17 protein-coding genes are annotated in these 17405 nt (G+C 40.6%); 1 reads left to right on the top strand and 16 read right to left on the bottom strand.

The genetic code is table 11. The features are described from left to right. Positions 1-76 precede the first annotated feature (76 nt). The 6 genes from RQ973_RS08270 to RQ973_RS08245 form a co-directional block, all read right to left on the bottom strand. Positions 77-967: an RluA family pseudouridine synthase gene (locus RQ973_RS08270; RefSeq protein ID WP_311523603.1), complete on the bottom strand. Its 891-nt coding sequence runs from the start codon at positions 965-967 to the stop codon at positions 77-79. Next, on the bottom strand, positions 957-1418 hold the full coding sequence (gene lspA, locus RQ973_RS08265) for a signal peptidase II (protein ID WP_153224748.1): 462 nt from the start codon (positions 1416-1418) through the stop codon (positions 957-959). The genes RQ973_RS08270 and lspA overlap by 11 nt, the downstream gene beginning before the upstream one ends. After that, positions 1415-2323 carry a LysR family transcriptional regulator gene (locus RQ973_RS08260; protein ID WP_153224749.1) on the bottom strand — a complete coding sequence of 303 codons (909 nt, stop codon included), beginning with the start codon at positions 2321-2323 and terminating at the stop codon, positions 1415-1417. Before RQ973_RS08260 ends, lspA begins: the two co-directional genes overlap by 4 nt. A gap of 156 nt (positions 2324-2479) precedes the next feature. Continuing rightward, a complete protein-coding gene (sodA, locus tag RQ973_RS08255; protein ID WP_006150800.1) occupies positions 2480-3085 on the bottom strand; it encodes a superoxide dismutase SodA in 606 nt (201 codons plus the stop codon). Positions 3086-3153: 68 nt separating this feature from the next. After that, positions 3154-4191 (bottom strand): DNA polymerase III subunit delta, encoded by a 1038-nt coding sequence (gene holA, locus RQ973_RS08250; RefSeq protein WP_311523599.1) that lies wholly within the window; start codon positions 4189-4191, stop codon positions 3154-3156. A 32-nt stretch (positions 4192-4223) separates the two neighbouring features. After that, on the bottom strand, positions 4224-5159 hold the full coding sequence (locus RQ973_RS08245; protein WP_311523598.1) for a dihydroorotate oxidase: 936 nt from the start codon (positions 5157-5159) through the stop codon (positions 4224-4226). 229 nt (positions 5160-5388) lie between these two features. Between RQ973_RS08245 and gdhA the strand changes: the two genes are divergently transcribed. Beyond that, entirely contained in the window at positions 5389-6735 is a 1347-nt protein-coding gene (gene gdhA, locus RQ973_RS08240) for an NADP-specific glutamate dehydrogenase (RefSeq protein WP_075231692.1), read from the top strand. A 91-nt stretch (positions 6736-6826) separates the two neighbouring features. On the opposite strand, the gene alaS is transcribed toward gdhA, so the two are convergent. The 10 genes from alaS to budA all read right to left on the bottom strand — a co-directional run bounded on the left by alaS (position 6827) and on the right by budA (position 17176). Beyond that, a complete protein-coding gene (alaS, locus tag RQ973_RS08235) occupies positions 6827-9445 on the bottom strand; it encodes an alanine--tRNA ligase (protein WP_311523597.1) in 2619 nt (872 codons plus the stop codon). Between the two features lie 16 nt (positions 9446-9461). Continuing rightward, a complete protein-coding gene (locus tag RQ973_RS08230; protein WP_006152207.1) occupies positions 9462-9947 on the bottom strand; it encodes an LURP-one-related/scramblase family protein in 486 nt (161 codons plus the stop codon). A 273-nt stretch (positions 9948-10220) separates the two neighbouring features. Then, the gene (locus RQ973_RS08225) at positions 10221-10472 is read right to left on the bottom strand and encodes a hypothetical protein (protein ID WP_248034091.1); all 252 of its coding nucleotides are present in this window, start codon (positions 10470-10472) and stop codon (positions 10221-10223) included. Between the two features lie 247 nt (positions 10473-10719). Next, positions 10720-11790 carry an ABC transporter substrate-binding protein gene (locus tag RQ973_RS08220; protein ID WP_311523596.1) on the bottom strand — a complete coding sequence of 357 codons (1071 nt, stop codon included), beginning with the start codon at positions 11788-11790 and terminating at the stop codon, positions 10720-10722. Next, positions 11787-12560, bottom strand: a complete 774-nt coding sequence (locus tag RQ973_RS08215) for an ABC transporter permease (RefSeq protein ID WP_311523594.1) — start codon at positions 12558-12560, stop codon at positions 11787-11789. The genes RQ973_RS08220 and RQ973_RS08215 overlap by 4 nt, the downstream gene beginning before the upstream one ends. Further along, positions 12557-13363 carry an ABC transporter permease gene (locus RQ973_RS08210; protein ID WP_000754116.1) on the bottom strand — a complete coding sequence of 269 codons (807 nt, stop codon included), beginning with the start codon at positions 13361-13363 and terminating at the stop codon, positions 12557-12559. The genes RQ973_RS08215 and RQ973_RS08210 overlap by 4 nt, the downstream gene beginning before the upstream one ends. Further along, positions 13344-14501: an ABC transporter ATP-binding protein gene (locus RQ973_RS08205; protein ID WP_075230684.1), complete on the bottom strand. Its 1158-nt coding sequence runs from the start codon at positions 14499-14501 to the stop codon at positions 13344-13346. The genes RQ973_RS08210 and RQ973_RS08205 overlap by 20 nt, the downstream gene beginning before the upstream one ends. A 160-nt stretch (positions 14502-14661) precedes the next feature. Further along, the gene (murB, locus tag RQ973_RS08200) at positions 14662-15567 is read right to left on the bottom strand and encodes a UDP-N-acetylmuramate dehydrogenase (RefSeq protein ID WP_075230683.1); all 906 of its coding nucleotides are present in this window, start codon (positions 15565-15567) and stop codon (positions 14662-14664) included. Positions 15568-15682: 115 nt separating this feature from the next. Then, positions 15683-16435, bottom strand: coding sequence for a YhfC family glutamic-type intramembrane protease (locus tag RQ973_RS08195; protein ID WP_311523591.1), 753 nt, complete (start codon positions 16433-16435; stop codon positions 15683-15685). A 12-nt stretch (positions 16436-16447) separates the two neighbouring features. After that, complete coding sequence (gene budA / locus RQ973_RS08190) at positions 16448-17176, bottom strand: acetolactate decarboxylase (RefSeq protein WP_311523589.1); 729 nt, start codon at positions 17174-17176, stop codon at positions 16448-16450. Positions 17177-17405 lie beyond the last annotated feature (229 nt).

Raw genomic sequence — 17405 nt, 5'->3', positions numbered from 1 at the left:
GTACAGAACTAAATCCTTTCAATAATTATTTGTCCAACTTTTTGGGGTCAGTACAGGACTCGCTTGAGTCCTTTTTTTAGTTATTTCGAAGTTTTTCCAGAGTCTCTTTAAAGATATCTGGGATTTCGGAAGTAAATTCCATGGTTTTCCCTGTTCTTGGATGGGTAAATCCAAGTGTCTTGGCATGGAGAAATTGTCCATGCCCCTTCAGAGTTTTACGAGGACCATAAACCTCATCCCCAGCGACAGGATGACCGATGTAAGCCATGTGTACACGGATTTGGTGAGTTCTTCCAGTTTCCAGTTGCAATTCCAGCAATGTATAATCACCAAAACGTTCTAAGACTTGAAAACGTGTCACTGCTGGTTTCCCTTTTGCAGTCACAGCTTGCTTCTTACGGTCTTTTTCGCTACGACCGATCGGTGCCTCAATAACTCCACGGTCGTTGGGAAGATTCCCATGAACGATGGCCCAATATTTACGAAGAGACTTTTTGTCCTTCAATTCTTGAGCTAGTGCTAAATGGGCATCATCGTTTTTAGCAATCATCAAGAGTCCAGATGTATCTTTATCGATACGATGGACAATCCCTGGTCTCAATACACCATTAATGCCTGATAGATCCTTGATATGGTACATAAGGGCATTCACCAAGGTACCACTGGTATGACCAGCACTTGGATGAACGACCATACCTTGAGGTTTATTGACTACTGCTACATCCTCATCTTGATAAATGATTTCTAGAGGAATATCTTCAGCTACATACTCCAAAACCTCTGGTTCTGGCAACTGATAAGTAACGACATCGCCCTCTTGGACCGTATACTTGGCTTTTTTGACCTGACCATTGACCAAGACTTGGCCTGATTTGATTTGTTCATTGGCGAGACTACGGGACAATTCTGTCAAATCTGATAAAGCCTTGTCTAAGCGTAGTCCACCTGTTTCAATTTTAATTTCCATTCATTTCCTCTTTTAGCATTGCAAGCAATAAAACAAGCACTCCTACTGTCAGATAGCTATCTGCCACATTGAATATAGCAAAATTAACAAAGTCTAAGTGAAACATATCCACCACGAATCCTTGACTGATGCGATCGATAAAGTTCCCTAGACCACCTGCAATAATCAAAACCAATCCAAGAACTGTCCAGAAGGAATCCTCTATATGCTTATGTAGATACCAGATAGCCCCTGCCATAACTACAAGAGTTATTACTGCAAAAAACCACTGCTGATCTTGGAGCATTGAAAAGGCTGCCCCTCTATTTTGCAGATAGGTCAAACTGACCAGATTTGGGATCCATGATTTGACTTCACCAAGAGCAATATTTTGAACGACGTACGCCTTTACCAATTGATCTAATACAATCAAGGCTGCTATAATCCCTGCTACTATTCCTCTTTTTTTCATGCTTTCCTCTTCTGATCAAAATACTCTTGCATAACTTCTACAAATAAGGTTCCCGCTTGGCTCAAGTCTACTTCCTCACGCTTGACATACACCATGCGATTATTGAGATTATCATTTAGCGGAATAACGGTGATCCCGTTCACACTATCGCTATCTAAGAATCCAGATCCAGTCGCATAAGCATCTGTTCTTTCAAGAATCCCATTTAAAGTAGCGCGGTCTGTTACGTTAAACATCTGAGAGCTGGCACTTGTATCCACAAAATTTTCAGAGTAGTAGAGATATTCATCTTTTTCTTGGGTAAAACGAACTGTTGGTAAATCTACTAAATCATCCATGACTAGTTCTTTTTTCTTGGCTAGGGGATGACCTTCTCGCAAATAGATGTGGGTTTGAAAAGGAATTAGCTCAATCACTTCAAGACCTAATTTTTCAATTCGTTGCATAACGCCTTTTTGGTTTTGATTGTTGAGATAGATAATCCCAATTTCACTATGGCCTTGAGCTACTTCATCCAAAATCTGAACAGTCGTTGATTCAAAAATACGAAAGTTTTTATAATCTGGATAATGCTTTGAGAATGCTGTGATCGTCGGTGGTAAAAAGTCATAGTGCTGACTAGCTATTGAGAATTCGTCCTTTTCTTCTTCAGGGTTGGCATACTGATTTTGAAAAATATCAAAACCTTTGACCAGCTCTTGGGCTTTTTCATAGAATTCCATACCTCGACGGGTTAGGAAAGTGCCTGAACTTGTTCTACGGAAAATCTTGAAGCCAAGCTCTTTTTCTAAGTCTCTTACAGAAATAGATAGACTGGGTTGGCTAACGTACATTTTCTCAGCCGCTTCACGAAAAGTACCACTATTTGCAATAGCAACAACGTAGCGTAATTGTTGAATATTCATGACTTCTCCTTCGATTTCTATCTTATCATTATACCATAAATCAAGCCTATCCAACAAAGGAAAATTATGTGTCCTAGACTTCTTAGCAAAGTAAACAAAAAACACCTTTAAAGCTAGACCCAAAATCCAACTAAAAAGGGGTGTTATCAAATGCGATTATTTAGCTGCTGCGTAGAGTTCGTCTACTTTATTCCAGTTGATAACTGAGAAGAAAGCTTTGATGTAGTCAGGACGAACGTTACGGTATTTCACATAGTATGCATGTTCCCAAACGTCCAAGCCCAAGATTGGTTTCTTACCTTCTGAGATTGGTGTGTCTTGGTTAGCAGTTGAAGTTACTTCAAGTTTACCTTCTTTGTTAACAACCAACCATGCCCATCCAGAACCAAAACGAGTTGTTGCTGCTGCAGTGAAGGCTGCTTGGAATTCTTCGAATGAACCGAAAGTTTCATCGATTGCTGCTGCAAGTTCTGCTGAAGGAGCTGTTTTTTCAGGAGTCATCAATTCCCAGAAAAGAGCGTGGTTCAAATGTCCACCACCGTTGTTGATAAGCGCTTGACGGATATCAGCTGGGATAGATTCTACATCAGCAAGCAAAGCTTCAAGGTCTTCACCGATTTCAGGGTGTTTTTCAAGAGCTGCATTTGCATTGTTAACGTAAGTTTGGTGGTGTTTGTCATGGTGCAAGTGCATTGTTTCAGCATCGATGTATGGTTCCAATGCATCGTAAGCGTATGGAAGATCTGGTAAGATAATAGCCATCTGTAATACCTCTTTTCTTTCTATATAAAAATGATAACACAAACAACCTTTTTTTTCAAGTTATTTGCTCAATTTGACTGGCTCGCAATCTGCAATAAAGCCTTCTCAAACAAGTACCCTTTTTCGTAAACACCAGTCTTAATTTGATAATCTGCCTGAATGAGATAACGAATAGAATCTTGTAGGAAATTCAGGGACAATCCTCGCGTGTCACGAAGGGCAAATTTGATTTGATAGGGATTCGGATTGCGACCAAGATAGTGACCCAAACTGCTGACCATCTGTGATTCTGTCTGACCAGACTCTTGCAATATTTTTACTTGGGTATAGAGTCTAAACTGCCCCAGCATAATGGCAATCAGTTTAATCTCATCTTCACCCTGTAGGGTCAAATCTTTAACTAAATCTCGTGCTTGATCAATTTTCTTAGTTAATATTAATTGGGTCAAATCAAAAATATTATCCTGCAAAGTCTTTGGAATTGCTTCAACAATATCTTCTTCTGTTATCAAACCACTATCCTTATAAGACAGTAAGAAGAGCAGGTTTTTCTGAATTTCACTGAATTGAAAACTAGATTTGATAAGCAACTGTTCAAAGGAATTTCCACCAAAAGTAAGTCCTTGTTCCTGAGCCCACTTTTGAAAATAGGCTCGCAACTCTTGCTCTTTAGGTTCAAGAGCCTCAAACACAGTTGCATCTCTCTTGAGTAATTTGACCAAACGTCTCTTGCTATCTAACTTGCCTTCAGCAAAGATTACTAATTTACTTGAGGGTACAGGATTTTCCAGATAGTCTTCAAAGGCCTTGAGCTCATCATCAGTTAGATAGCGTTTTTTAGCAGTTGTAATATCCACAAAGTGATCTAGGATCACAATTTTTTCATCCGCAAAGAAAGGAAGACTGACCAACTCTAGCTCCAAGCTTTTGTAGTCTACTTCTTTCATATCAAAATAAGCAAAATTCAAATCTGCAGGATCGTATCCGATTTGCTTTAGAACTTGTGCTTTCATGATGTCGTACTGTCCTTGATCAGCCCCTGTAAACAGGGTCAAACTAGGAAGGTTCGCTAAGGATAGCTTTCGACTTTCTTCTATGGCTAGCATTTGTTCTCCTTTCTTTTTAATTTAGTTTCTTTTTAATCCATATAATTCAATTTTCCGCGGAAATCCTCTAGGCTTTGGTATCCTTTTTCCGACATAATTTCTTTGAGTTCCCTTGTAATACGCTCAAAAGCACCTACTCCTTCTTTATGAAGAGTAGTTCCTACCTGCACCATGCTAGCACCACATAGGATATGTTCAAAAGCATCACGCCCTGTTAATACTCCACCAGTTCCAATGATTTGAATTTCTGGATTTAAGCGTTGATAAAAAGCATGGACATTGGCGAGGGCAGTTGGTTTAATGTATTCACCACCAATTCCACCAAAGCCATTCTTAGGACGAATCACGACACACTCATCTTCTATATAAAGTCCATTTCCAATAGAGTTGACACAATTGACAAACTTGAGCGGATATTTGTTAAAGATCGCTGCAGCCTGGTCAAAATGAACAATATCAAAATAAGGTGGAAGCTTAATTCCTAATGGTTTTGTAAAATACTCAAAGACTTCTGACAAGATACGATCTGTAGTTTCAAAGTCATAGGCAATCTGAGGTTTACCAGGAACATTTGGACATGAGAGATTGAGTTCAGTTAGACCACGAAAATCACTCTCTTGAACCTTTTTCAAAATGGTATGAGTTTCCTCTGGAGACATTCCAACTAATGATAAAAAGAAGGTACGGTTCGGTTCCTTTTCTTGTAACTCTAAAAGATAGTTTAAGTAATAATCTAAACCATTATTTGGTAGCCCCATAGAGTTGATAGAACCGAGTGGAACATCTTGATAACGTGGTTCTGGATTTCCCTGACGAAATTCCAAGGTTGCTGTTTTAGTGACAAAGGTTCCTGCTGCTGAGTTTTTGACACCTTCCAACTCCTCAACTGTCATACAAGCAACTCCTGCCGCATTCATCAAGCAATTGTCAAACTCAAAACCAGCAATCTGTGTTTTAGTTGATACCATGATTCTGTTCCTCCAGATTCCTTTTTATGTCTATTATTATACCATACTTTGACTTTTGCTTTTCAATAAAACCATTTCCATAGAAAAGGTTCGTTTTTTAGCATGTTTTGAATCAGTCATTTTAAATTGAAAGAATTTTTAGAAAATTTATGTTTTTTTCTTTACACTGAAAAAATTTTCTGCTATAATGTCTCATGTAATAAAATATGACAACAAAAAGGAGAACGATATGACATCTGCTAAAGAATATATCCAAAGCGTGTTTGAAACTGTAAAAGCTCGTAACGGGCATGAGGCTGAATTTCTCCAGGCGGTTGAAGAATTCTTCAGCACTTTGGAGCCTGTCTTTGAAAAACACCCTGAGTATATTGAAGAAAATATCTTGGCACGTATCACAGAACCTGAGCGCGTGATTTCTTTCCGTGTTCCTTGGGTTGACCGTCATGGAAAAGTTCAAGTTAACCGTGGTTACCGTGTTCAATTCAACTCAGCTGTTGGACCATATAAAGGCGGACTTCGTTTCCACCCAACTGTAAACCAAGGGATCTTGAAATTCCTCGGATTCGAACAAATCTTTAAAAACGTTTTGACTGGACTTCCAATCGGTGGTGGTAAAGGTGGATCAGACTTCGATCCTAAAGGCAAAACTGATGCTGAAGTGATGCGCTTCTGCCAAAGCTTCATGACTGAATTGCAAAAATACATCGGACCATCTCTTGACGTACCTGCTGGTGATATCGGTGTCGGTGGACGTGAAATTGGTTACCTTTACGGACAATACAAACGCCTCAACCAATTTGATGCTGGTGTCTTGACTGGTAAACCTCTTGGATTTGGTGGTAGCTTGATCCGTCCAGAAGCGACTGGTTACGGTTTGGTTTACTACACTGAAGAAATGCTCAAAGCAAACGGAAACAGTTTTGCAGGTAAGAAAGTGGTTATTTCAGGTTCTGGTAACGTTGCTCAGTTTGCCCTTCAAAAAGCAACTGAACTTGGTGCTACAGTTATCTCTGTATCTGACTCGAATGGTTATGTCATTGATGAAAATGGTATCGACTTCGACCTTTTGGCAGATGTTAAAAACAACCGTCGTGCTCGTTTAACTGAATACGCTGCAGAAAAACCTACTGCTACTTACTATGAAGGTTCTGTATGGACTTACACTGGTAACTATGACATCGCTCTTCCATGTGCGACTCAAAACGAAATCAACGGAGAAGCTGCGAAACGCTTGGTTGCTCAAGGAGTTATCTGTGTATCTGAAGGTGCTAACATGCCTAGCGACCTTGAAGCTATCAAAGTCTACAAGGAAAACGGAATCCTTTACGGACCTGCTAAAGCTGCCAATGCTGGTGGTGTAGCTGTATCTGCTCTTGAAATGAGCCAAAACAGCCTTCGTCTTTCATGGACACGTGAAGAAGTTGACGGTCGCTTAAAAGATATTATGACTAACATCTTCAACACAGCTGAAACAACTGCAGAAACATACGGTCTTGGTACTGACTACCTTGCAGGTGCAAACATTGCAGCCTTTGAAAACGTAGCAAACGCTATGATTGCACAAGGGATTGTTTAATTTCAAGTAACTACTTAACTCCTCACTCCTGTGAGGAGTTTTTTCTTATACAATAAAAAAGACCTATCCGAATAGATAGATCTTTATTTTCTTATAATTTACCTGCTACCGCATCCAACAATTCTTGGATTTTTGCTTGGTTGCTTCCTCCTGCCATGGCCATGTCTGGTTTACCACCACCACGTCCATCAACGATTGGAGCTAATTCTTTAACCAAGTTACCTGCGTGGATGTCTTTTGTCTTGCTGGCTACAAGAAGGTTAACCTTGTCACCGATGGCTGCGACAAGAACAAGGACGTCTGAGTAGTCTTTTTGCTTCCAGTTATCTGCAAAGGTACGAAGAGCACCTGCATCTGAAACAGAAACTTGGCTAGCAATGTAACGGTGTCCGTTTGCTTCTTGAACATTCTTGAAGACATCGCCGGCTGCCGCTGCTGCCGCTTTTTCCTTCAATTCTGCATTTTCTTTTTGCAATTGACGGAGTTGTTCTTGAAGGCCTTCCACCTTGTGAGGGACTTCTTTGAGTTGAGGGGCTTTCAAGGTTGCTGCGACTGCTTTCAGTGCATCTTCTTGTTCACGATAAGCTTCAAAGGCTTCCTTACCAGTCACTGCCAAGATACGACGAGTTCCTGATCCGATTCCTTCTTCCTTGACAATCTTGAATAGACCGATTTCAGAAGTGTTACCTACGTGAGTACCACCACAAAGTTCAACTGAGTAGTCACCAATCGTTACAACACGGACTTCCTTACCGTATTTCTCACCAAAGAGGGCCATAGCTCCCATTTCTTTGGCTGTGTCAATGTCTGTCTCAACAGTCTTGACTGCAATAGCTTCCCAAATCTTCTCATTGACTTGTTGCTCAATAGCACGCAATTCTTCAGGAGTGACAGCTTGGAAGTGAGTGAAGTCAAAGCGAAGGAATTCTACTTCATTAAGTGAACCTGCTTGAGTTGCATGGTGACCAAGGATATTGTGAAGAGCCGCATGGAGCAAGTGAGTGGCTGTGTGGTTCTTCATGACACGGTGACGACGATTAGTGTCAATGGCCAAGGTGTATTCTTGGTTCAAAGCAAGTGGCGCAAGAACTTCAACAGTATGAAGTGGTTGTCCGTTTGGTGCTTTCTGTACATCTGTTACTATCGCTACGACGTTTCCTTGAGCATCCAAGATTTGACCGTGGTCTGCAACCTGTCCACCCATTTCAGCGTAGAAAGGTGTTTCTGCAAAGATCAGTGATGCAGTTCCTTCAGCTACAGATTCTACTTCTGCATTATCAGCTACGATAGCCACCAATTTAGAAGACAATTGGCTAGCATTGTAGTTGAAGACACTCTCAACTGTAATATTTTGAAGGGTTTCATTTTGCATACCCATTGAGCCACCTTTGACAGCTGACGCACGCGCACGTTCTTGTTGCTCTTTCATGGCCGCTTCAAAACCGTCACGGTCTACGGTCATTCCTGCTTCTTCAGCGATTTCTTCTGTCAACTCTACTGGGAATCCGTATGTATCGTAGAGTTTGAAGACATCCTGACCAGCGATAACCGTTTGACCTTTTTCTTTCAAGTCTGCTACGATAGTTTCTGCAAAGTGTTGACCTGAGTGAAGAGTGCGGGCAAATGACTCTTCCTCGCTCTTGACAATTTTTTCGATAAAGTCACGTTTTTCGAGCACTTCTGGGTAGTAGCTTTCCATGATCTTTCCAACAGTTGGAACGAGTTTGTAAAGGAAAGGCTCATTGATGCCCAATTTTTGACCATGCATAGAGGCACGGCGGAGAAGACGACGAAGGACATAACCACGACCTTCATTTCCAGGAAGGGCACCATCCCCAATCGCAAATGAAAGTGAACGGATGTGGTCAGCGATGACCTTAAAGCTCATGTTGTCGCCATCTTGGTCGTAGACCTTACCAGACAATTTCTCCACTTCACGGATGATTGGCATGAAGAGGTCTGTTTCAAAGTTAGTCTTAGCCCCTTGGATAACGGCTACCAAACGCTCTAAACCAGCGCCCGTATCAATGTTTTTGTGTGGCAATTCCTTGTACTCGCTACGAGGAACCGCAGGGTCTGCGTTAAATTGTGATAAAACGATGTTCCAGATTTCGATATAACGGTCATTTTCGATATCTTCTGCAAGCAAGCGAAGACCGATATTTTCTGGGTCAAAGGCTTCTCCACGGTCGAAGAAGATTTCTGTATCAGGTCCAGAAGGTCCCGCACCAATTTCCCAGAAGTTGTCTTCGATTGGGATCAAATGACTTGGATCTACTCCCACTTCAATCCAGCGGTTGTAAGAATCTGTATCATCTGGATAGTAGGTCATGTAGAGTTTGTCTTTAGGGAAGTCAAACCACTCAGGACTTGTCAAAAGTTCATAAGCCCAGGTAATGGCTTCGTCACGGAAGTAATCTCCAATGGAGAAGTTCCCTAACATTTCAAACATGGTGTGGTGACGAGCCGTCTTCCCTACATTTTCGATATCGTTGGTACGGATTGCCTTTTGAGCATTGGTAATCCGTGGGTTTTCAGGAATGATAGTTCCATCAAAGTATTTCTTAAGGGTTGCAACCCCTGAATTAATCCACAATAGGGTTGGATCGTTTACTGGAACCAAACTTACTGATGGTTCTACTGAGTGACCTTTGGTTGCCCAGAAATCAAGCCACATTTGGCGGACTTGTGCACTAGATAATTGTTTCATATGTATCTCCTTTTTACTAATTTGAGTCTCTTTCTAGCATTTCTACATAGTCGATAGCGACACAGAGGGAAATAACTAGGTCTGCATAAGATTCGTCGTAGACTGTTACGGAATAGGTAGAGGTTAAATGGAAAAGCTCCTTGGCAATCTCCGCAATCACTTGATCACGAACATCTAGGAGTTTAAAATTCAAATCCCAAATATTTCCTTCGATACGAAGACCAAGGTTGTCAAACTCATACTTATCTCTAAAGAAAGTCAACTTCTTACGAATATAAAAACTATCTCCATTACTGAGTTGAATCTCAAAGCGTGGCATGAAGGTCAACATTTCTTTACTAATCTCACTAATCTGCTCTCCAGAAGCATCATAGATGGTAAAAGTCTTAGGAATCTTAAAAAATGAACCTTCAACCTGATAGGCGACATTGCCCAACTCATCCTTGATATCAAAGCGTTCACCACCTAGGCGAAATTTTTGTTTGACAAGAAATGTTCTCATAAACACCTCCAAAAATAAAAGACAAATCCATATCACGAAGGGCGAAAAACCGCGGTACCACCTTCATTCAATGAACTTGTCATTCTTTGATTCTTATGCAATTGTTAGATTGAGTAGCATGACTTTCTATCTTAGATGGCTCGCAGCACCGCCAATTCTCTGAACTAAGATGGAGAGAAAATCAATTCTCAACTTTCTTATTATATCGTTTTTTTGAGTTTGAGTCAACTGGAAATAATCCTCATTTAAATAACCAACTCCCTATATCTCTGATTACTTTTTCAGGATATATTTTTTCTTACTGCCATTTTTCTTTTTATCCCAACTTTTATTCCAAAGTTTTGAATTGTTAAAGATAGCTATGAAAATATTTGCAAATATAAAGTAACCTATCACCAAATGTATGGAATCAGTTGTTAGGTATTGTCGATCCAAGCCATCCTTTAAATGGAATAGTATAATTGTTTCGTTAACAATCAAAAAGATTGGCCAGTAACTTTTTTTGAAAAAAGTAGACATTTTCATGATTTGTTACCGCTTTCTATTATTATAAACTTAGTATACTACTAGGCTATAAAATAAGCAAATAGGATAGTATAGTGTATTGAATCTAGAGCAGTACACTACAACTGCTAAAAATATTTCTAGAAATTAGTTTGACTTTCCTAATCTCTCTGTTCGCATCTTATTTTAATTCACTATAAAAATATACAGCTATACAACTATTCAAAAAACGAACCAGCTGTTACTGATTCGTTCTTTTTATCTATTCCTACTTCCGATACATTTTAAATTGTAGGAAGAGGTCACTATATTTTCCTGTCCATTTATGGTCAAACTTCTCATAGACTTCCAAGTGTTTCATAGTGTCTGCATCAGGATAGAAGGACTTATCCTCTTTTGTCTCCTCAGGGAGCATTTCCTTAGCAGCATTGTTTGGTGTTGAATAGCCGACATATTCTGCATTTTTTAGAGCATTTTCGGGCTTCAACATAAAGTTGATAAAGGCATAGGCTGCGTCCTGGTTCTTAACTGTCTTAGGTATCACCATATTGTCAAACCAAAGGTTGCTGGCCTCTGTCGGAACAACATAGCGGAGATTTTCATTTTTCTCTAGCATCTGACTGGCTTCACCAGAGAAGGTCACACCGATGGCAGCGTTATTCTGAATCATGTACCCCTTCATCTCATCCGCCACAATAGCCTTGATATTTGGAGTTAGCTTGTAGAGCTTATCGACCGTTTCCTCCAACTGCTGTGGATCTTTAGAGTTGAGGCTATAGCCTAGTGAGTTAAGACCTAAACCAAGTACTTCACGCGCCCCATCAAAAAGCATAATAGAGTTTTTATACTCTGGCTTCCAAAGGTCATCCCAATGTTCAGGCGCTTCTTCCACCATAGTCTCATTGTAGACGATTCCCAAGGTCCCCCAGAAGTATGGGATAGAGTACTGATTGTTTGGGTCAAAGGACTGGTTGAGAAATTCTGGACCAATATTCTCAATTCCCTCAATTTTACTATAATCCAGTGGAACTAAAAGGTCTTCGTCCTTCATCTTGTTAATCATGTACTCACTTGGGATGGCAATATCATAGGTTGTACCCCCCTGCTTAATCTTGGTATACATGGCTTCGTTGGAGTCAAAGGTCTCATACTGGACTTGGATTCCTGTTTCTTCTGTAAATTTTTCCAGAAGTTCAGGGGCGATATAGTCTCCCCAGTTGTAGATAACCAATTTTTGACTATCACGGCTATTGATTTTACTGTCAAGATGATAAGAAATTCCCCACAAAACAAGGATAATCGCTAGAATTCCTGCTAAAAATGAATAGAGTCGTTTCATGCTTGCTCCTCCTTCTCACGTGAAATAAAGTAATATCCGACAACCAGGATAATACTAAAGAGAAAGACCAAGGCTGAAAGGGCATTGATTTCTAGAGAAATTCCCTTACGAGCTCGAGAGTATATCTCAACTGAGAGAGTTGAGAATCCATTCCCCGTTACAAAGAAAGTCACAGCAAAGTCATCTAATGAATAGGTGAAAGCCATAAAGTAACCTGCGATGATAGACGGTGTCAGATAAGGAAGCATAATTTCCTTAAACATTTGGAATTGGCTGGCACCAAGGTCATAGGCTGCATGAATCATATCTCCATTCATCTCTTTTAATCGAGGCAAAACCATAAGCACTACGATTGGAATTGAGAAGGCCACATGACTGGACAAAACGGTCAGAAAACCAAGTGAAAACTTGAGCTGTGTAAAGAGAATCAAGAAACTGGCACCAATCATAACATCTGGCGCAACCATCAAAATGTTATTAAGAGATAGGAAGGCTTCTTGGTATTTTTTGCGAGATTGGTAAATGTAGATGGCACCGAAAGTCCCAATAACAGTCGCTATCAAGGCTGATAGAAAGGCTAGTAAAAAGGTTTGAACCAAGATCAGCATGAGTCTTCCGTCACCAAACATGGTTTCAAAGTGAGTCCAGCTAAAGCCTGTAAAGCTATTCATATCATCCCCTGCATTAAAGGCATAGCCGATCAAGTAAAAGATTGGCAAATAAAGGACGATAAAGACAAAGGCTAGGTAGAGATTGGCAATTTTTTTCATCGTTCTCTCCTTTCCTTAGTCACCCACATAGTGATAAACATGGTCAGGATAAGAACAACACCGATTGTTGAACCCATACCATAGTTGTCATTGGTCAGGAAATTCTGCTCAATAGCAGTCCCCAAAGTAATCACTCGGTTCCCACCAATCAAACGAGTCAACATGAAGAGACTCAAACTTGGGATAAAGACAGATTGAACCCCACTTCTTACCCCATTCATAGATAATGGAAAGATGACATGACGGAAGGTTTCCCACTTGGTTGCACCAAGGTCATAGCTGGCATTGATGAGATTATTATCCATATCGTCCAAAACGTTAAAGATAGGCAAAATCATAAATGGAAGCTCAATGTAGCTTGCAACAAAGATAAATGAGAAATCTGTAAATAGCAACTGCTGAGAACCAATTCCGATAAATTCTAGGAATTGGTTAATAGAGCCATTTTGACCAAAAATTCCTATAAAGGCATAAGCCTTAAGGAGAAGATTGATCCAGGTTGGCAAGATAATCAGCATGAGCCAGAGTTGACGGTGTTTGAGACGAGTCAAAAAGAGGGCTGTTGGATAACTGATAAGAAGCGTCACTAAAGTCACAATCCCTGCATAGAGAACAGAGTTGAAGCTCATTTTGAGGTAGGTCAAGTTTTGAGACGCAAAATAGGATTTATAGTTTTCTAAACTGAACTGACCTTCGATGTTGAAAAATGATTGTCCAAAAATCAAGACCAGGGGTGCCAATACAAAGAGGGCAATCCAAAGCATGTAGGGCACTACAAAGAGTTTAGAGGTTGTTTTCTTCATCTCTTTCCTCCTCAATAGCGTTAATCAAACCTGCTTCTTGCTCTTCGATTTCCACGTACTCTTCGATACGAGCATCGAACTCTTCTTCTGTTTCATTGAGACGCATGATATGGATATCTTCTGGCTCAAAGTCCAGACCGATTTCCTCACCCACGATGGCCTTACGAGTCGAGTGGATCATCCATTCATTTCCAAGTTCGTCATAGGCGATAATTTCATAGTGAACCCCACGGAAGAGCTGGGTATCGACCTTAACTTGGAGCTTGCCTTCTTCAGGAAGGGTAATCCGCAAGTCCTCTGGACGAATAACAACCTCAACAGGTTCATTTGGCTTCATCCCTCCATCGACCGCTTCAAATCGTTTGCCATTAAACTCAACCAAATAGTCCTCAATCATGGTTCCTGGCAGGATATTTGACTCCCCGATAAAGGTTGCAACAAAGTGGTTAATGGGCTCATCGTAGATATCAACTGGTGTTCCAGACTGAACAATCTCACCGTCATTCATGACAAAAATCCAGTCACTCATGGCCAAGGCTTCTTCCTGATCATGGGTAACAAAGACAAAGGTGATGCCCAAGCGTTGTTGCAGTTCACGTAGTTCGTACTGCATGTCTGTCCGCAACTTCAAGTCAAGTGCTGACAAAGGCTCATCCAAGAGCACCACACGAGGCTGGTTAATGATCGCACGCGCGATGGCCACACGCTGACGTTGTCCTCCAGATAGCTTACGGATTGAACGTTTTTCAAATCCTTCTAGCTGAACCATCTTGAGAACTTCTAATACACGTTTTTCGATTTCTTTTTTATCGACCTTACGCAATCGCAATGGAAAAGCAACATTTTCAAACACATTCATATGTGGGAACAAGGCATAAGACTGGAAGACCGTATGAACATCACGTTTATTGGTCGGGATGTCATTGATACGGACACCGTCTAGCATGATATCACCAGTTGTTGCATCCAGCAAACCTGCAATGATATTGAGGATGGTTGATTTACCAGATCCTGAGGCACCGAGAAGTGTATAGAACTTCCCTTCTTCCAACTCAAAGTTAATATCCTTGAGAACCTTAGTGTTGCTATCTTCAAAAACTTTAGAAACGTTTCTGAATTCGATAATTGGTTTTTTCAATTGGCATAAATTCCTTCTTTTTCATAGATTAACAGATCAGGGCTCTGTCAGGCCGCTACTACCTCTTGCAGGGAGTTAGACCACCTGCATATATCTTCGCTACCGATAGGCTTTCACCCCCTTTACATTTCTAGTTAGTAGCAACTAGGCTATTTTTATTTTATTCGTGCTCTCCTAGGATTCGAACTTCTCTCTCGAGGGTAACACCCGAGTGCTCTTTAACTTTCTCAATAACAGACTCGATCAATTCCTCATATTCCTTAGCAGTTCCATCAGCAATATTGACCATAAAGCCTGCATGCTTTTCAGAAACTTCAACCCCACCGATACGATAACCTTTCAAGCCTGCTTCTGCAATCAATTGCCCTGCAAAATGATCCACTGGACGTTTAAAAACTGATCCACATGAAGGATACTCTAAAGGTTGCTTGAGTTCACGAAGATGAGTCAAGCGGTCCATCTCCTGTTTGATGACTTGGTGATTACCTGGAGCTAGGGCGAACTTAGCAGAAAGGACTACTGCCCCTGATGCTTGAATAGCTGAATGACGGTAACCAAAGTTCAAGTCTTTAGCAGACAAGGTTTCGATTTCACCCTCCTTAGTCAAGATTTGACAAGACTGGAGAACATGAGCAATCTCACCACCATAAGCGCCAGCATTCATAAAGACAGCACCACCGACGCTTCCTGGAATACCACAAGCAAACTCAAAGCCAGTCAAACTATGACGTAGGGCAATACGAGTAGTCTCAATCAAGTTAGCTCCAGCTTCTGCCTCAATGGTATAGCCATCAACCGAAACATTATTGAGCTTGTCACACATGATTACAAAACCACGGACTCCACCTTCACGGACGATAATGTTACTTGCATTTCCAAGAACCATCCAAGGAATGTTTTCCTGATTGGCAAACTTGACTACACGAGCCATCTCATAGCGATTGCGTGGAAAAACTAAATAATCTGCCTTTCCTCCAACCTTTGTATAAGTATAGGATTTCAATGGTTCGTCGAATCGAATATCGATTCCTTCTAAGGTTTCTTTTAATTTATCTGATACAGTCATTTTTCTAATCCTTTTATGAAATTCATTCCATTATACCATTTTTAGCCATTTTTTTCGATGATTATGTCACCTTTTACCAGAGGCAATATAAAAAAGAGGCTAGGCCTCCTTGATATTACTGCTTCTTGTAAAAGATTGATTTTGTTAGGAAAACGAAAGCCAAAACTTCTACTGCTAAGATTCCCTCTACCACCAGAGGATTTGAATTCCAGCCAACTTGAGAAAGGCTCGGTGCCAGATCAAATAAAGCATGCAGACCGTAAGCTGCTACTAGATAAATCCATTTTTTTTGGCGAACAGCTTGGAAAACCCAGAAGGTCAATCCAACTTGAAGAATCAAGGCAAGAATTCTTTCGACTCCCAAAAGATAAATCTGCCAAGCTGCTAGATTATGAATGGTTGCAAGTGTACTCTCAGGTAAGAGTTGCATGATAGCTGGATTTTGTGATTCAACTGCTGAAAATAGGATAAAGAGATTGAGTAAACCAGCAATTCCGATATAAATCATTTCTAGCCCACCATGACCAAGACCATAGGCGAGGGCATCTGAATTTTCCATCTCTCTTTTTTTGTTCAACCATTTAAAAAAGATTAGTCGGGCTGTTTCTTCGAATAAGGCAGCCATACAGATTCCATAAATCACATAGAGAAGGGGATTCTCTGTCATGAGAGTAATAGTTCCATCTCTCTGAGGTCGAAGAACCAGCAAATGAACGATTTTTTCTAAAACCTGTGATGAGGCAAAAAAAGCAACTGCTCCAAGTCCCAAAACTGCAAAATTAATCTTGTATTTCTTTCTTGCGTACCAAACTGCTGCAATGAGGACGGCAAACAAGGCCAGCATCGTTATTATTACATGAATTTTCATATTTGACTCCTATTATTCTGCCTGTTCGATATCTTTTTTCATCTCGTCAACGTTAAACTTAGCAAATAGATATTGACGATCCTGAACAGGAAAACGTTGATCCAACTGGTCAACAGCCCCCACTTCTACAATACCTTCCTTGATGACAAAATCCATAACGTGGCCACCAAAGGTTAGATCATCTGAGATAAAGTGTAGATGGTAACCAGCAACACTAACTCCATGGAAAATTTCAGGTGTCCAAAAACCAACGATAGTTCCTGAGACATTGTCGCAACTATATTCAGGCTGATGCGTCGCTACTTCTGCAAACTTCGTTTCAGAGGTTGACTTAGGAATCATGCGCACATGCATGTTCTTGAAATCACCATGAATCTTGATAGAACGAAAAAGGTTTTCACCATCATAGTAAGACTCAATTCTCTTTTCTAACTCCTGATCGGTCATTTCAAAACGCTGACGGAATATAACTTCTGCCTGGTGGGGTACAACTGCTGCATAGGGAATCAAAGCATCTGGTGAAACTTCCACAATTTCAGGTTTCTCACCTGATCCCTTGGCTTGATAAGCTTTCCCATCTAAGACAATAAGCTCGCCATCGATAGAGTCCAGCGTCCCTAAACCTAAATCACCATGTTCAAGCAATTCACCAACGGTCATGGTTCCACCGTAAAGGCCCGCCATCAAGGCTCCCAAAGTATTGTATTGGAATAATTTAACTGGTTCTTGCACCTTCATCATCTCACTCTTCTTTGAAAATTTTACTTACTAAGTATATCACATTTCTGATTAAAATTGAATGCTAGACTGCCTTTTAATACTCAATAAAAATCAAAGAGCAAACTAGCCGCAGGTTGCTCAAAACACTGTTTTGAGGTTGTGGATAGAACTGACGAAGTCAGCTCAAAGCACTGCTTTGAGGTTGTGGATAGAACTGACGAAGTCAGCTCAAAACACTGTTTTGAGGTTG

Source organism: uncultured Streptococcus sp. (assembly GCF_963511325.1).
GTDB lineage: Bacteria > Bacillota > Bacilli > Lactobacillales > Streptococcaceae > Streptococcus.
This window is presented reverse-complemented; position numbering and strand designations above follow the sequence as displayed.

Coding starts and splice junctions, on each gene's coding strand:
- RQ973_RS08270 (WP_311523603.1), bottom strand. CDS start 967: ATGGAAATTAAAATTGAAACAGGTGGACTACGCTTAGACAAGGCTTTA.
- murB (WP_075230683.1), bottom strand. CDS start 15,567: ATGACTGTATCAGATAAATTAAAAGAAACCTTAGAAGGAATCGATATT.
- holA (WP_311523599.1), bottom strand. CDS start 4,191: ATGCTAGCCATAGAAGAAAGTCGAAAGCTATCCTTAGCGAACCTTCCT.
- RQ973_RS08220 (WP_311523596.1), bottom strand. CDS start 11,790: ATGAAACGACTCTATTCATTTTTAGCAGGAATTCTAGCGATTATCCTT.
- sodA (WP_006150800.1), bottom strand. CDS start 3,085: ATGGCTATTATCTTACCAGATCTTCCATACGCTTACGATGCATTGGAA.
- RQ973_RS08225 (WP_248034091.1), bottom strand. CDS start 10,472: ATGAAAATGTCTACTTTTTTCAAAAAAAGTTACTGGCCAATCTTTTTG.
- RQ973_RS08230 (WP_006152207.1), bottom strand. CDS start 9,947: ATGAGAACATTTCTTGTCAAACAAAAATTTCGCCTAGGTGGTGAACGC.
- budA (WP_311523589.1), bottom strand. CDS start 17,176: ATGATGAAGGTGCAAGAACCAGTTAAATTATTCCAATACAATACTTTG.
- RQ973_RS08215 (WP_311523594.1), bottom strand. CDS start 12,560: ATGAAAAAAATTGCCAATCTCTACCTAGCCTTTGTCTTTATCGTCCTT.
- RQ973_RS08260 (WP_153224749.1), bottom strand. CDS start 2,323: ATGAATATTCAACAATTACGCTACGTTGTTGCTATTGCAAATAGTGGT.
- alaS (WP_311523597.1), bottom strand. CDS start 9,445: ATGAAACAATTATCTAGTGCACAAGTCCGCCAAATGTGGCTTGATTTC.
- RQ973_RS08210 (WP_000754116.1), bottom strand. CDS start 13,363: ATGAAGAAAACAACCTCTAAACTCTTTGTAGTGCCCTACATGCTTTGG.
- RQ973_RS08245 (WP_311523598.1), bottom strand. CDS start 5,159: ATGGTATCAACTAAAACACAGATTGCTGGTTTTGAGTTTGACAATTGC.
- RQ973_RS08195 (WP_311523591.1), bottom strand. CDS start 16,435: ATGAAAATTCATGTAATAATAACGATGCTGGCCTTGTTTGCCGTCCTC.
- lspA (WP_153224748.1), bottom strand. CDS start 1,418: ATGAAAAAAAGAGGAATAGTAGCAGGGATTATAGCAGCCTTGATTGTA.
- gdhA (WP_075231692.1), top strand. CDS start 5,389: ATGACATCTGCTAAAGAATATATCCAAAGCGTGTTTGAAACTGTAAAA.